17 protein-coding genes are annotated in these 14574 nt (G+C 51.7%); all 17 read right to left on the minus strand.

Annotation, left to right across the window (positions count from 1 at the left end):
• Positions 1-23 precede the first annotated feature (23 nt).
• On the minus strand, positions 24-1022 hold the full coding sequence (locus tag AC4G46_RS30050) for a rod shape-determining protein (RefSeq protein WP_491125852.1): 999 nt from the start codon (positions 1020-1022) through the stop codon (positions 24-26).
• 117 nt (positions 1023-1139) lie between these two features.
• Complete coding sequence (spoIIID, locus tag AC4G46_RS30055) at positions 1140-1427, minus strand: sporulation transcriptional regulator SpoIIID (RefSeq protein ID WP_038597396.1); 288 nt, start codon at positions 1425-1427, stop codon at positions 1140-1142.
• A 238-nt stretch (positions 1428-1665) separates the two neighbouring features.
• Positions 1666-2406 (minus strand): stage II sporulation protein SpoIIQ, encoded by a 741-nt coding sequence (gene spoIIQ / locus AC4G46_RS30060; protein ID WP_491125853.1) that lies wholly within the window; start codon positions 2404-2406, stop codon positions 1666-1668.
• A 60-nt stretch (positions 2407-2466) separates the two neighbouring features.
• Positions 2467-3615, minus strand: a complete 1149-nt coding sequence (gene spoIID / locus AC4G46_RS30065) for a stage II sporulation protein D (RefSeq protein WP_491125854.1) — start codon at positions 3613-3615, stop codon at positions 2467-2469.
• Positions 3616-3802: 187 nt separating this feature from the next.
• Positions 3803-5170: a UDP-N-acetylglucosamine 1-carboxyvinyltransferase gene (murA, locus tag AC4G46_RS30070; RefSeq protein WP_491125855.1), complete on the minus strand. Its 1368-nt coding sequence runs from the start codon at positions 5168-5170 to the stop codon at positions 3803-3805.
• A 198-nt stretch (positions 5171-5368) separates the two neighbouring features.
• Complete coding sequence (locus tag AC4G46_RS30075) at positions 5369-5626, minus strand: DUF1146 family protein (protein ID WP_198536636.1); 258 nt, start codon at positions 5624-5626, stop codon at positions 5369-5371.
• Between the two features lie 192 nt (positions 5627-5818).
• Entirely contained in the window at positions 5819-6235 is a 417-nt protein-coding gene (locus AC4G46_RS30080; RefSeq protein WP_068728024.1) for a F0F1 ATP synthase subunit epsilon, read from the minus strand.
• Positions 6236-6336: 101 nt separating this feature from the next.
• A complete protein-coding gene (gene atpD, locus AC4G46_RS30085; RefSeq protein WP_068728025.1) occupies positions 6337-7737 on the minus strand; it encodes a F0F1 ATP synthase subunit beta in 1401 nt (466 codons plus the stop codon).
• 87 nt (positions 7738-7824) lie between these two features.
• Positions 7825-8691 carry an ATP synthase F1 subunit gamma gene (gene atpG, locus AC4G46_RS30090; protein WP_068728026.1) on the minus strand — a complete coding sequence of 289 codons (867 nt, stop codon included), beginning with the start codon at positions 8689-8691 and terminating at the stop codon, positions 7825-7827.
• Between the two features lie 156 nt (positions 8692-8847).
• Positions 8848-10359, minus strand: a complete 1512-nt coding sequence (gene atpA, locus AC4G46_RS30095; RefSeq protein WP_068728027.1) for a F0F1 ATP synthase subunit alpha — start codon at positions 10357-10359, stop codon at positions 8848-8850.
• 11 nt (positions 10360-10370) lie between these two features.
• Positions 10371-10922 (minus strand): F0F1 ATP synthase subunit delta, encoded by a 552-nt coding sequence (locus AC4G46_RS30100; protein WP_491125856.1) that lies wholly within the window; start codon positions 10920-10922, stop codon positions 10371-10373.
• Entirely contained in the window at positions 10919-11407 is a 489-nt protein-coding gene (gene atpF, locus AC4G46_RS30105) for a F0F1 ATP synthase subunit B (RefSeq protein ID WP_068728029.1), read from the minus strand. Before atpF ends, AC4G46_RS30100 begins: the two co-directional genes overlap by 4 nt.
• 97 nt (positions 11408-11504) lie before the next feature.
• Positions 11505-11717: a F0F1 ATP synthase subunit C gene (gene atpE / locus AC4G46_RS30110; protein ID WP_039877624.1), complete on the minus strand. Its 213-nt coding sequence runs from the start codon at positions 11715-11717 to the stop codon at positions 11505-11507.
• 105 nt (positions 11718-11822) lie between these two features.
• Positions 11823-12590: a F0F1 ATP synthase subunit A gene (gene atpB / locus AC4G46_RS30115; RefSeq protein WP_491125857.1), complete on the minus strand. Its 768-nt coding sequence runs from the start codon at positions 12588-12590 to the stop codon at positions 11823-11825.
• A 26-nt stretch (positions 12591-12616) separates the two neighbouring features.
• The gene (locus tag AC4G46_RS30120) at positions 12617-12994 is read right to left on the minus strand and encodes an ATP synthase subunit I (protein ID WP_491125858.1); all 378 of its coding nucleotides are present in this window, start codon (positions 12992-12994) and stop codon (positions 12617-12619) included.
• The gene (locus AC4G46_RS30125; RefSeq protein ID WP_491125859.1) at positions 12987-13220 is read right to left on the minus strand and encodes an AtpZ/AtpI family protein; all 234 of its coding nucleotides are present in this window, start codon (positions 13218-13220) and stop codon (positions 12987-12989) included. Before AC4G46_RS30125 ends, AC4G46_RS30120 begins: the two co-directional genes overlap by 8 nt.
• A 183-nt stretch (positions 13221-13403) precedes the next feature.
• On the minus strand, positions 13404-14540 hold the full coding sequence (gene wecB / locus AC4G46_RS30130; protein ID WP_491129010.1) for a non-hydrolyzing UDP-N-acetylglucosamine 2-epimerase: 1137 nt from the start codon (positions 14538-14540) through the stop codon (positions 13404-13406).
• Positions 14541-14574: the final 34 nt, after the last annotated feature.

Consider the following 14574-nt stretch of genomic DNA (forward strand, 5'->3'; position numbering starts at 1 on the left):
CTGTTATCCCTTATATCGGCAGGCTAGAATTTTTTCTTAACGGCTTTGTCCAAATTATCCAGCAGGATACCTGTTCCCTTTACCACACAGTGCATCGGGTCCTCGGCTACCCAAACCGGAACATGCAGCTCTTCAGAGAGCAGCTCGTCCAGCCCGTTTAGCAGCGCGCCGCCGCCGGTAAGAACCACACCACGGTCAATAACATCTGCCGAAAGCTCAGGCGGTGTACGCTCCAGCACGGATTTGGCTGCCGCCACAATCATGGAGACCGGATCCCACAGCGCTTCTTTTACCTCTCCTGAGGTAATAGTGAGCGTCTGGGGAAGTCCGCTGACCATATCCCGGCCTCTGATATCCATCTCAGCTTTCATACCGCCTGGCCGGACCGAACCGATAGAAAGCTTAATATCTTCAGCAGTGCGTTCGCCGATGAGCAGCTTATACTTCTGTTTGATATATTTTAAAATGGCCTCGTCGAATTTATCTCCTGCCACTTTAATGGAGGAGGCGGTAACGATGTCGTTCATAGACAGGACTGCTACATCCGTCGTTCCGCCGCCAATATCGACGACCATATTTCCGCTTGGCTGATAAATATCCATGCCTGCTCCGATTGCTGCGGCTTTGGGCTCTTCCTCCAGATATACATCCCTCGCTCCGCTCCGCTCGGCAGCTTCCCGGATTGATTTCTGCTCAACTGAGGTAATATTTGTGGGGGCACAGATCAATATGCGGGGCTTGGAGTACCAGGTACGTCCGCCCACACGGTCGATGAAGTATTTCAGCATCATTTCCGTAATGGCAAAATCAGCAATAACACCATCCCTGAGCGGACGGATCGTTGTAATATTGCCCGGTGTGCGCCCGACCATCCGGCGTGCCTGTTCACCTACCGCAAGGACCCGCTTCGTATCACTTTCAAGTGTGACCACGGAGGGTTCATCCAGAACGACTCCCCTCCCTTTAACATGTATGAGCACATTGGCAGTGCCGAGATCGATTCCGATATCCTTGCTAAGCATAATGAAAGAGCCCCCAAAGTGTTATTTTAAATGAGTGTACCAAATTTAAAAATACCATACTTTAGGGGAAGTATACAATGCACTAAACCTTAATTATTCCTTAAAAAACTGAAAAAATCATGGCTTTGCGGCTACGGCAACCTCGCGTTTCTTGCCTGTCGTTTTTTTGTACTTGATCTTAGTGGCTTCTCCCCCCCGCAGATGCCGGATCGACTTATGATATTCGAGAATGTGCTTTACCTGATCGGCCAAATCCGGATTAATCTCCGGCAGCCGTTCGGTTAAATCTTTATGCACCGTGCTCTTTGAAACGCCAAATTCCTTGGCTATGGTCCGGACCGTATGCCTGGTTTCCACGATGCAGCGTCCGATTTTGATCGTCCGTTCCTTGATGTAATCGTGCACGCTCCCGCCTCCCAACTGTGGATAGTTTGGTACATTATATGAGGGGCGGGCCTATATATTCGCGCTTTCAGGACGTGACAAGCCTATGAAAGCCCATTTTCTTTCCGGGACAACCGTTTGAGCTGATGATTTTGAAAAATAGGACTAAAGTTGTGCTTAAAATAATAAGCATTAAAGTTACTCCCCTGACGCAAACGCAAAAAACAGGGTGCTTACGCCCCCTGTCCCCTGCAGATATTTAGCGCTGAGCCAGCAGATCAGACGGGTTAACAACTTTACCGTCCTCGTACACTTCGAAGTGTACATGATTGCCAAGATCCTTCTCGATCTCACTGCGTCCCGCCGTTGCCAGCGTATCGCCCTGCTTCACTTCATCGCCCTGCTTCACTTTTACATCGCCAAGGCTCTGATACACGGTCTTCAGATTGCCCGGATGGGTAATCTCCACGACTTTACCGAATACAGCAACCTCTTCGACCCGGGTAACTTCACCGCTGAGTGCGGCTTTGACATCAAAGGTTTTGTTGTCTTCACGGGCGAGATCAATGCCGACATTCGGCACGAAGGTATCATTGTACTGCACCATAGCCGCCACATGATTTTCTTCCGTACCGTTCTCGTCGTAGAAAGGCTTAACAACCTGCACTTCACTTGGACTGGCTACCGGCCAGGCCAGGCTTTCTGCCGACGCGACAACTTCGAGCGCTTCCGGATCAGCCGGTGTACCGGCTTCATTGCCGGAACCGCTGACGTCCTGGGACACTACAGCGGCGGTGTCAGGATTAAGCGGCTTTTGGCCGGCATCCTGATAGAACCACACCAAAGTTAGGATAAGAGCCGCTGCCGCCGTGTAGACTGCCGGGAATACCCAGCGTTTGGATAATGCTCTGTTCCATGAAGAAGGCTTCGCGCCTGAATCTCCCTGCTTGTTTTTGAGAGATTCATCATGGGTTTGCTTGTTTTTGTCTTGTTCATTCATAGTTTATCACCTCAGTAACCAGTGTTACCGGGCGGTTCGCTTTTATACGTATCTTTTAAGTTATTTTTTCAGGAGAGTTGAGACTTGGGTAAACTGGACTCCGCTATAGTAGTGTTTGAGAATCTGGGTGGCTGTGCCCCCTTCCTTCGCCATCCCGTTTGCCCCCCACTGGCTCATGCCGACTCCATGCCCGTTGCCGTAGGTGATAATCAGCACTTCATTGCCCTGCCGCTTCCAGGTGAACTGGCTGGAGCGCAGCCCAAGCTTCTCGCGGACCTCGCGGCCGGTGAAAACCGTTCCCCCAATCGATATTTCCTTTACCCGGTGGCCCGCTGTCAGCGACAGCACTACTGCCGGCAGTGCTGAGGAGGACGAGGATACGGGCTTCACTTTGCCTGAAGCAGCAAGGGTCTGTGAAGCAGGCAGTGCTGCTGCGTCCAGTCCTAGCTTGCTCAGCAGCTCGGAGGTGCTGAAGCTGACCGACACAGCAAGGTTCGGTGTAATCTCCAGCTCCCAGGGACTTGAGACGCTGCGCAGATAAGGAACGGCCACATTCCAGTAGTCTTCCGAATTTTCGGTATAGCCTCCGCTGGAGGCAAAGAAGGACGCCGTAATCGGCTGCCCTTTGTAAGTCATGATCACCCCGCGCGTTTCAAGGACCGCGCGGCGCAGTTTGGCCAGCCCGGCGCTCTTGCCGCCGTGCTCCCAGTCCCGTTCCAGCACGGCCTGCGAGATGTAAGCCTGATGGCTTACCGTATCGCTGACATCGGCCTCCGGAACGGGCACCCCGCTGTGGTCGCCGGCCAGCAGGCGGCGGACGATAAAGGTGCGGGCGGCCACGGCCTGCGCTTTGAGCGCTTCGAGCTCAAAGTCCGCCGGCATCTCGGCCGCCAGCACGCCGCTGACGTAGTCCTCCAGCGGCAGGGTCTCTATTTGTCCGCTCTGCGACAAATAGACGGTCACTTCCGGCTGCGGGGCCTCCGCAGCAGCCGCTGCCGGCGGCGCCGGCGAGGCCGTGGCCTGCGGCACGGCCTCCCGGGCTGGCTCATGTCCTCCGCGCAGCGGGACAAGAGCCAGCGGCAGCAGCAGCCCCGCGAGCAGCGGGGCTGCCAGCCAGGCGGCGGGGGCGAGCCGCCTGATCTTGGGAGCGCGCGGCCGTGCAGCGCGCCGGAACTTCATTCTGCGTTTCAGGTAGCGGAACTCTCTCATCTCTTCTATGGCTCCTTCCGTAGGCACTGGTGATTCTTATAGATATGAATTTACGGAAGCTGCTAGAACGCTAGAGCGTTAATTTTGAGAGTAAGAGAATCTGCGGCTCCCTGCACATACCGCCCAAAAACTGCAAAAAAGACTGCCCGCATAAGCGGAGCAGTCTAGAGCATTCAAAGTAGAATAATTATACCCAGGTCGGCTGAACCTGGAAGCGCGGCTTCAGCTCTTCACTTTTGGAAGCTTCAGGCTTAACGGCTTCTTCTTTTGCGGCCGGCGCCGGAGCAGCTGATTCCTGCATCGAAATCCGCCAGATGTCCGCACCAAGCCCCGACAGCTTCTCGGCCAGATTCACATAACCGCGGTCAATGTGATGGGTTCCGCTGACTTCCGTAGTGCCCTCGGCAACAAGACCCGCCAAAATAAGCGCAGCTCCTGCACGCAGATCCGTCGCGCATACCTTGGCGCCCACAAGCTGGGCATTGCCGGTTACGATAGCGGAACGGCCTTCAATCTTGATTTCAGCATTCATGTTGTGGAACTCATCCACATGCATGAAGCGGTTCTCAAACACAGTCTCGGTAACGACAGAGGTGCCTTCCGAGCGAAGCAGCAGTGCCATCATCTGCGACTGCATATCGGTCGGGAAGCCCGGATATGGCAGAGTCTTAAGATCAACCGCCTTCAGCGGCTTGTCGCTGATGACACGGATGCCGTTCTCGTCAGGAAGAATGGTTACGCCCATTTCCTCCATCTTGGCGATCACAGGCCCGAGATGATCGGCAATAGCGCCTTCGACATAGACATCACCGCCGGTAATCGCTGCAGCCGCCATATAGGTGCCTGCTTCAATCCGGTCTGGAATGACATGATGTTTAACGCCATGCAGGCGCTCAACGCCTTCAATACGGATTACGCCTGTTCCTGCACCGCGGACAATCCCGCCCATGCCGTTAATATAATTGGCCAGATCGACAATCTCCGGCTCCTTTGCTGCATTCTCAATTACAGTAACACCTTCCGCGAGTGCCGCGGCCATGATTATATTCTCAGTTGCCCCTACGCTGGCCACATCCAGATAGACCTTGGCGCCGCGCAGACGGCCGTTAGATTTGGCTTCAATGTATCCCTGGCCCAGACTGATCTCTGCACCCAGCGCTTCAAAGCCCTTGAGATGCTGGTCAATCGGCCTTGTTCCAATAGCGCAGCCACCCGGCAGTGAAATACGGGTATGCCCCATACGGGACAGCAGCGGGCCCATGACTAGGAAGGATGCACGCATTTTGCGCACCCATTCATAAGGCGCTTCACAGGAGGATATGCTTCTGGCATCTATCTCGATGATATCGTTCTGGTATGTAACGCCCGCACCCAGAGATTCCAGCACTTTGCTGATCGTCATTACATCGTCAAGCGGAGGAGCGTCCACAATAACGCTGACTCCTTCTTCTGCCAATAGAGAGGCGGCTATGATCGGTAGTACGGAATTTTTTGCGCCGCTAACTTTCACGCTCCCGGTCAATCTGTTGCCACCGCGGACGATAAATTTGCTCATTTCGGTTTCCCTCCGCGTCCATTATTTCTGAAATTAATTTTTAAGGTAAGATGCATCTGTTAAAATATCGGATATTCCGTCAGTGCGCCCGATGTGCGGGCACGTTCCTTAAACATCAGTGTTGACATAATAAAACCTTATTATTCGACACCATTTTTGCCACCTGGCCTATGACAGATATAACCAAACCACCTGCCATTAAAACATGTTGCGGATCTGCCCGCTCCAGCCCAGGTAATCCAGCAAGAAGCCTGCCACGAAGTGACCAAGGACGATTGCCAGCAGTAAATGCAGCAGTCGGCCCTGCGGGCTCTTGGGATATCTTATGACCAGATCGAGCTTAAGGTTCTGAAGTGCCCACCAAGATAAGACTACACAGAGCAAAGAAACGATCATGGATACCAGACCGCTGGTACCGACCGCACTGGACAAATCTTCAACCAATATTTGATCCATGGAAAACCTCCGTGTAAGTTACTTGGAAATCGACTCTTATATCATACTTGCGCAGGTCAAAAGAATCCAGTACTTTTACAAAGTTTTAAACATTACATGCCCAGATAGCTTGGATTGTTACGAGATTTTCATAATATTTGCCACTAAGCCTCATAAAAAAACGGCCAAGCCATAGGCTTGACCGCGGTTTGATTACTGTTGTCCTTTTCCGGTGGACACCTTGATCCGTGTAACGGCGCGCTGCAGCGCAAGCTCCGCACGACGGTGATCAATTTCATCCTGTTTGCTGCGTGACTGAAGACGGCGCTGAGCCCGTTCCTTAGCCGCTTCGGCGCGTTCAACATCAATATCGGTAGGCAGCTCGGCGCTTTCGGCCAGAACCGTTACTTTGTCTTTATGCACTTCCACGAACCCGCCATGAACAGCGATAGTGGTCGTAAGACCTTCCGATTTCACAGTGAGCGGAGCAACCTGAAGTGGTGTCACCAGCGGAATATGTCCCGGCAAAATGCCCAGCTCCCCGTCGACTCCGCGTACAGTCAGGCTGGTAACCTGCTTGGAGTAAACAAGGCGCTCCGGTGTGACAATTTCAAGCAGAAAGGTATTCACTTTCATTCCTCCTAAAAGCTTAACTTCGTTAAGCTCGCATCGAAAGCATAGGCTTTAGCTTTACGAAGTGAAGTTCGCTATCGAAAGCTAGATCTTAACTATTACAGGGATTTCGCTTTTTCAACCGCTTCTTCAATCGTACCTACAAAGAGGAAAGCTGCTTCCGGAAGATCATCGTGCTTGCCATCCAGAATTTCCTTGAAGCTGCGTACAGTTTCCTTGATCGGCACGTATTTGCCCTTGAATCCGGTGAATTGCTCAGCTACGTGGAAAGGCTGGGACAGGAAGCGTTCAACTTTACGGGCACGTGCCACGATAACCTTGTCTTCCTCACTCAGCTCATCCATACCCAGGATGGCGATGATGTCCTGAAGCTCTGTATAACGCTGCAGCAGCTGTTTAACGCCCTGTGCCACGTTGTAGTGCTCTTCGCCGACAATCTCAGGAGCAAGGATACGCGAGCTGGATGCCAGCGGATCAACCGCAGGGAAAATCCCTTTCTCGGAAATCTTACGCTCAAGGTTAGTCGTTGCATCCAGATGGGCAAACGCCGTAGCCGGAGCAGGGTCAGTATAGTCATCCGCCGGTACGTAGATCGCCTGGATCGAGGTAACGGAGCCTTTTTTGGTGGAAGTGATGCGCTCCTGCAGCTGACCCATTTCTGTAGCCAGTGTAGGCTGGTAACCTACCGCGGAAGGCATACGGCCGAGCAGGGCGGATACTTCGGAACCCGCTTGGGTGAAGCGGAATATATTATCGATAAAGAGCAGCGTGTCGCGGCCTTCCACATCACGGAAATACTCCGCCATGGTCAGACCGGTCAAAGCTACACGAAGACGTGCGCCCGGCGGCTCATTCATTTGTCCGAATACCATTGCGGTTTTCTTGATAACGCCGGAATCCGTCATTTCATGATACAGGTCATTACCTTCACGGGTACGTTCACCAACACCGGCGAATACGGAGATACCGCCGTGTTCCTGCGCGATGTTGTTGATCAGTTCCTGGATGGTTACGGTTTTACCAACACCGGCACCGCCGAACAGGCCGATCTTACCGCCCTTGGCATATGGTGCCAGAAGGTCGATAACCTTGATTCCTGTTTCCAGGATTTCTGCCTGTGTGGACAGTTCATCAAAGGTCGGAGCCAGACGGTGAATCGGGTTACGCTCAGCTGCTACAATTTCAGCACCGTTATCAATAGGGTTACCCAGCACGTTGAACACGCGGCCCAGTGTAGCTGCACCAACCGGAACGGAGATTGGACCGCCCTGGTCAAGGGCTTCAATTCCGCGGACAAGTCCGTCAGTGGATGACATAGCAATACAACGAACCAGATTATCACCCAGGTGATTGGATACCTCAAGGGTCAAATCAATGGCACGGCCGTTTTCCAAGCTGGTTACAATCTTGATAGCGTTGAAAATCTCGGGCAGCTGGCCGCGTTCAAATTCAATATCGACAACCGGACCCATAATGCTTACAACGCGTCCTTTGTTCATCTTATTATTTCCCTCCTCGAAAGCTGTTGCATTGAGAAGAAACGGAGAATACCTTCACCTGCGGCGTAGGCCCCCGTTTCCTGATCTTTAAGACTGCGCGTTCGCTCCGGCCACAATCTCGGTAATTTCCTGAGTGATTGCCGCCTGACGGGCACGGTTATAAGTAAGTCTAAGTTCGCCGATCATCTTCGACGCGTTCTTCGTTGCACTGCCCATCGCTGTCATTTTCGCACCCAGCTCACTGGCCTTGCCGTCCAGAACGGCGCTGTAAATCAGCGTTTCTGCGTATTTCGGAAGCAATACTCCGAGCACGCCTTCAGGAGAAGGCTCATACTCGTAGTTTGCGCTCGCTTCATGGTGTCCTCCGCTTACCGCATCCATCGGCAGCAGCCGGTCAACAGTTGGAACCTGGCTGATCGCATTGACGAACCGGTTATAGCAGATGTACAGCTCGTCATAGACACCCGTTTCAAACTGCTGCACTGCAGAATAAGCAATCGATTTGATGTCAGAGAACTTAGGTGAATCTGACATCTCGGTTACTTCCTCCACAATCGGATATTCGCGGCGGCGCAAGAAGTCACGGCCTTTGCGGCCGATTACGAACAGGGCGTACTCATCCTTGGATTTATGCTTTTCTGCCAGCAGCATGGTCAGCTTACGCAGAATATTGGCATTGTATCCGCCGGCGAGACCTCTGTCGGATGTAACAATGAGATAGGCGGTCTTCTTCACCGGACGGCTCACCAGCATCGGATGGGTCACATCCTGGGTGGCAGCGGCAATGTTCGATACAACCTCTTTCAGCTTCTCCGAGTACGGACGGGCAGCCTCTGCCTTCTCCTGCGCCTTGCGCAGCTTCGAAGCGGCTACCATCTCCATCGCCTTGGTGATCTGTCTGGTGTTTTGAACGCTTTTGATTTGACGTTTGATATCACGCATGCTTCTTGCCATGATTTTCACCACCTTAAAGCTTTGACGAAGTCAAAGCTATCTTCGTAAGCATCTACCAAGCTTTGACGAAGTCAAAGCTATCTTCATAAGAGCCTGCCGGAGCCCGGGCTCACACCGGGCCTCCGGTTCAGACTGTCATTCTATGTGTATTAACGATTAACTGGTCGCAAAGCCTCTTTTGAATTTGTCGATAGCTTCTTTGAGGGCAGCCTCATTATCTGCAGTCAGGTCCTTGGTATCAGTGATGGATTGAACGATTGCAGCACCGTTGGTATCCACAAAGGCCAGGAATTCCTTCTCGAAGCGTCTAACGTCTTTGACCGGAATGTCATCAAGGTGGCCTTTGACAGCTGTATACAAGCTGATAACCTGATGTTCTACAGACAGCGGCTGGTTAACGCCCTGTTTGAGAATTTCCATCATCCGGGCACCGCGGTTCAGACGGGCCTGCGTAGATTTATCGAGATCGGAGCCGAACTGGGAGAACGCCTGAAGCTCACGGTATTGGGCCAGATCCAGACGGAGCGAGCCGGCAACCTTCTTCATCGCTTTGATCTGCGCCGAACCGCCTACACGGGATACAGAGATACCGACGTTGATCGCCGGACGCTGACCGGAGTAGAACAGGTCGGATTCAAGGAAGATTTGGCCGTCTGTAATCGAGATTACGTTCGTAGGAATGTAAGCTGATACGTCGGAAGCTTGTGTTTCGATGAACGGCAGGGCGGTTAATGAACCTCCTCCAAGCTCATCGCTCAGCTTCGCTGCACGCTCAAGCAGACGGGAGTGCAGATAGAATACGTCACCAGGGAACGCCTCGCGGCCCGGTGGACGGCGGAGCAGCAGGGACAATTCGCGGTAAGCGGAAGCCTGCTTCGAAAGGTCATCGTAGATAACCAGAACGTGCTCGCCTTTGTACATGAAGTATTCACCCATCGCACAACCTGCGTACGGAGCAATATACAGGAGCGGGGATGGCTCGGAAGCCGATGCCGTTACTACGATTGTATATTCCAGCGCACCGTGGCGGCGGAGGGTTTCCACAACCTGTGCAACTGTGGATTGCTTCTGGCCAATGGCAACGTAGATACATTTCATGCCATTGCCCTTTTGGTTGATGATCGCATCGATGGCAATTGCCGTTTTACCGGTCTGACGGTCACCGATGATCAGCTCGCGCTGTCCGCGGCCGATCGGCACCATCGCGTCGATGGCTTTAAGACCTGTCTGCATAGGCTCATGAACCGATTTACGGTCGATAACGCCTGGTGCATTGCTTTCAACCGGGCGGAATTCTGTTGTTGCAATCGGGCCCTTGCCGTCAAGCGGCTGACCCAGCGGATTCACTACGCGGCCCAGAAGGGCTTCGCCTACAGGTACCTGCATAATTTGTCCGGTACGTTTAACTTGGTCGCCTTCGCGAATTTCCTTGTACTCACCCAGGATAACAACACCGACGTTGCTTTCTTCCAGGTTGAGCGCCATGCCCACTACTCCGTTGGAGAACTCCAGCAGTTCTCCTGCCATCGCGTTTTCCAGACCGTAGACACGGGCGATACCGTCGCCGACTTGAATGACGGTGCCGATTTCGGCCACTTCAATATCGGCTTTATATTGCTCAATTTGACTTTTGATCAAACTGCTGATCTCTTCAGGTCTAATGCTCAATATCCTCACCCCTATCTTCTATGCTTATCATTAAAAGATTTCTCAAGACGTGCAAGCTTGCCAGACAGGCTGCCGTCATACAGCGTATCGCCGATAACGACCTTCAGTCCGCCCAGAAGGCTCTTGTCAACGAGATTCGTAACCCGGATTTTGCGGTTCGTAAGCTGACTGAACTCCTGAGCCACATGCTCCTGTTCTTCCTGGCTCAGCGCATATGTGGAGTATACCGTTGCATCACCGATACCCAGGGCTTCACCTTCTATTTTCACGTACGCTTCCAGCAGATCAGCAAAAATATCGGTTCTGCCCCGCTCCACCAATAGTTCAACCGTGTTAAGCACCGCTTCGGAGAGCTTATCCTGAAGTGCAGTGCGCAGCACCTTGAGCTTATCGGACTGGGAGATGCGCGGCGCAAGAATGAACCGTTTTACCTCTTCATCAGAATGAAGCACCGTTACCAGTGTCTTCAGCTGCTCTTCCACTTCAAGCGTATTGCCCTTCTCCACCGCGGCACTGTACAGGGCCTTGGCGTAACGCTTGGCAACTACCGCACTGCCGCTCATGATCGGCCTCCTACCTCTTTGAGGTACTGGTCAACGAGCTGCTCCTGTTCACCGTCAGCCTTAACTTCTTTCTCAAGCAGCTTGGATGCGATACGGACTGAAGCAGATCCGAGCTCGCTGCGCAGCGCTTCCACTGCCTTGTTCTTTTCGTTTGCAATATCACGGACAGCCTCGTCTTTGAGACGGGCAGCTTCAACTTTAGCCTGGTCGATCAGCTTGTCAGCCTGGTTGAGGCTGGTAGCCTGCGATTGCTGAATAATCTGCTTGGCCTCTTCGCGCGCCTTTTGCAAAGCCTGCTTCTGCTCTTCCACGTAAGCGACCGCCTGCTCCCTGGTCTTAGCTGCTTCATCCATCTGCTGCAGCACTAGCTCACGGCGTTTTTCCATAATTCCGAACAGTTTGCTGAAAGCATATTTACTGAGCAGGATATACAGGATTACAAATGCGACAATTGAAAATACTATGTTGGTCCATACTATAGTCACTGTGGTCACTCCTTTCCGTTACCGCGGTGTGCGGATGTATACAAAAGTAAGGCGCGGATGGCACTAGCCCTCCCCGCCAAACCGTAGGAACGGTTTATTAAGAAAACATGATCAAGAATGCAATAACCGTTGCCGCCAACGGAATAACTTCGACGATACCTACACCGATAAACATTGTAGTCTGCAGTGCGTTACGTGCTTCAGGCTGACGGGCGATGGATTCTACCGTTCTGCTGACGATCATACCGTTACCAAGACCTGCGCCGAGTGCGCCCAAACCAACCGCGATTGCTGCTGCCAAAAATTCCATTGAAAATATCCTCCTTTAATTTCGGTTCATTTTTTGTGTTTTAATGATATTGAAATCTCCCGCGAAACCCTCATGGCAATTGCCGCGCTGCCTCACGGTAGTTCATTAATGCGCTTCTTCTTCGTGAATGGTCATCTGTGCGATGTACACCATCGTCAGAATCGTGAAAATGAAAGCCTGGAGCGCCCCGACGAAAATACTGAAGCCCTGCCAGACTGCCAGGAACGGTATACTTAAGAATCCCAGCTTGAGAATTACAGTGATCAGAACCTCACCTGCAAAGATATTCGCGAACAAACGAATAGCCAGTGCAACCGGCTTAGCCAGGTTTTCGATGATGTTGAGCGGCAGGAAAATCGGAAACGGCTCAATATAGTGCTTGAAATAATGCTTGCCGTTCTGCTTGATGCCCAGGTAGTTCATCAGTACGAAAACGATAATCGCGAGACCGGCTGTAATGTTGATATCCGCTGTCGGCGACTTATACCAGAGCAGCTCGACATGCTCGCCGTGTGCCAGGTTTTTGGTCGCATCAATGACGTGCCCAAAAATGTACACCGGCTCATGGGCCTCAGTGATAAAGGAAAAAGGCAGACCAAGGAGATTGGAGACAAAGATAAACAGTATCAGCGTCAATCCCAATGATATGTAAGGCTTGCCCTTCTTCAGGTCCATTGCACTGCTGATAACCCCTTGTACGAATTCAACTACCCACTCCATAAAATTCTGGAGTTTGGACGGGTTATCGACAGACAAATTGCGGACAGACAGCATCACCAGAACGAAAACAATAACGGAACTGATTAGCAGTGTCAGTACGGCAGATAAATCAATTGGTATGCTGCCAAGATAGATTATTGGCATTTCATGCATGGTATCATCCCCCTTTCCCTTTAATCTTAAAGCTTGTTCTTAACACTCAGATAAATCCCTACCGGAATAGAGAGAAGCTGGGGAATAAAGACTCCAGCAATGGTAGCCTCCAGCGAGAAATGCTCAATCTTGACCGAGAACATGGTCACCAGAATGGCAAAGCTGATCCGCGTGACAAACCCGAGACTGAAAGCCTTCCCCTCATTATTCGCAACCGATTCGGCTACCCGCCGTACCTTTACGGCAAGATAACGGAAGTTCACAATACCCGCAACCAAACCGAGTGTCATCCCTAGTGTGACTGCACGGGTTTCATGATGAAGAGCATATCCCATCAGCAATCCTGCCATGAGTACAAATGTGACCCTTGTTATGGCATTGATCATGGGAGTCATATTATCCATTTTGCTCCCCCAGAAATTTTTTGATTAACAGGGCGACATTGATAATTCCCAGAGCCATACCGGAAATCGCACCGACCGCAACCCAGATTTCCGGGCCGTCGATCCGGCGTTGGAGCCACCTTGCTGTAAAAATACCTATAATAATGTAAGCGGCAAGCAAAGTGCCTGCACTTGCAATCACCAGAGCGGTTTTTCCCAGCCCGGCTTCACGCTTAGGCTCTTTCATAGGCTACAATCCCAACTAATTTTACTGAATATCCAGACTCTTTGTCAATTCAATGAAAATTGCCCAAAAGTGCATGAAAACATGAAAATAATCACAGCATTTTTATTCAAAACCATACAAACCGTACAGTTTCACTGTATGCTGTATTTCCAATGTCGCATATCAGGTTTTGTAGCGTAAAATTTAATTTGTGAACGTTTTATGAAATTCTTCAGGACGATCGGCATTTACACCAAAATGGTGCTTAATCGCATTGACAATTCTTTCAGATGCTTTGCCGTCTCCGTACGGGTTGGCGGCCCGGCTCATCGACTGGTACAGTGCCTGATCAGTCAGCAGAGCATGTGTCCGTTGATACACCTTCTCCTCGTCCGTTCCCACAAGCTCCAAAGTTCCGGCCTCGATCCCTTCCGGGCGCTCGGTCGTATCACGCAGCACAAGCACAGGAACCCCAAAGGAGGGAGCTTCCTCCTGCAGGCCGCCGGAATCGGTCAATATCAGGTGGGTATGCGGATAAAAATTATGCAGGTCAACGACATCCAGCGGATCGATCAGCTTGATTCTCGGATGTCCGCCCAGGATCTCATGCGCCGGCTCCTTGACTGCTGGGCTCGGGTGCACAGGATAAACTATTGCTACATCTTCAAACTCATCAGCGATTCTTTTGACAGCACGGAAAATATGACGGTGCGGTTCGCCTTGAGACTCCCTGCGGTGCGCCGTCATCAGAATTAATCTTTTTCCCGCCGCAAAATCCAGCACCGGATGCCGGTAGTCCGGCTGTACGGTATATTGAAACACATCGGTCACGGTATTGCCTGTGATATAGATACTTGACTCCTTTTTGTTCTCGTGTCTCAAATTTCCTGCCGACCAGTCGGTCGGTGCAAAGTGAAGATCTGCCAAAACGCCTGTCAGCTGGCGGTTCATTTCCTCTGGGTATGGAGACATCTTATTCCAGGTCCGGAGTCCCGCCTCTACATGTCCAACCTGAATCTGCTGCAGGAAGGAAGCGTAACTCGCCAGGAAGGTTGTCAGTGTATCACCATGGACAAGCACCAGGTCAGGCTTCGCTTCACGCAGGACAGGCTCAAGCCCCTCCAGTACACGGATGGAGATTTCATTAAGCGTCTGCCGGTCCTTCATAACGTCCAGATCATAGTCAGGAACGATTTTAAAGACTTCCAGTACCTGATCCAGCAGCTCACGGTGCTGCGCGGTTACGCATACAACCGATTCGATATGTTCAGGATGCTTGTTCAGCTCAAGTACGAGCGGCGCCATTTTGATCGCTTCCGGACGTACTCCAAAGATTGTCATTACCTTTATTTTCTTGGACACTTCCCCACCCCTT

The organism is Paenibacillus sp. fava2, from assembly GCF_058313675.1.

Bases quoted from the DNA above. Each gene is read 5' to 3' on its own strand.
- AC4G46_RS30050 (WP_491125852.1), bottom strand. From the start codon at position 1,022: ATGCTTAGCAAGGATATCGGAATCGATCTCGGCACTGCCAATGTGCTC.
- spoIIQ (WP_491125853.1), bottom strand. From the start codon at position 2,406: ATGAATGAACAAGACAAAAACAAGCAAACCCATGATGAATCTCTCAAA.
- spoIID (WP_491125854.1), bottom strand. From the start codon at position 3,615: ATGAGAGAGTTCCGCTACCTGAAACGCAGAATGAAGTTCCGGCGCGCT.
- murA (WP_491125855.1), bottom strand. From the start codon at position 5,170: ATGAGCAAATTTATCGTCCGCGGTGGCAACAGATTGACCGGGAGCGTG.
- AC4G46_RS30075 (WP_198536636.1), bottom strand. From the start codon at position 5,626: ATGGATCAAATATTGGTTGAAGATTTGTCCAGTGCGGTCGGTACCAGC.
- atpD (WP_068728025.1), bottom strand. From the start codon at position 7,737: ATGAACAAAGGACGCGTTGTAAGCATTATGGGTCCGGTTGTCGATATT.
- atpG (WP_068728026.1), bottom strand. From the start codon at position 8,691: ATGGCAAGAAGCATGCGTGATATCAAACGTCAAATCAAAAGCGTTCAA.
- AC4G46_RS30100 (WP_491125856.1), bottom strand. From the start codon at position 10,922: ATGAGCGGCAGTGCGGTAGTTGCCAAGCGTTACGCCAAGGCCCTGTAC.
- atpE (WP_039877624.1), bottom strand. From the start codon at position 11,717: ATGGAATTTTTGGCAGCAGCAATCGCGGTTGGTTTGGGCGCACTCGGC.
- atpB (WP_491125857.1), bottom strand. From the start codon at position 12,590: ATGCATGAAATGCCAATAATCTATCTTGGCAGCATACCAATTGATTTA.
- AC4G46_RS30120 (WP_491125858.1), bottom strand. From the start codon at position 12,994: ATGGATAATATGACTCCCATGATCAATGCCATAACAAGGGTCACATTT.
- AC4G46_RS30125 (WP_491125859.1), bottom strand. From the start codon at position 13,220: ATGAAAGAGCCTAAGCGTGAAGCCGGGCTGGGAAAAACCGCTCTGGTG.
- wecB (WP_491129010.1), bottom strand. From the start codon at position 14,540: ATGACAATCTTTGGAGTACGTCCGGAAGCGATCAAAATGGCGCCGCTC.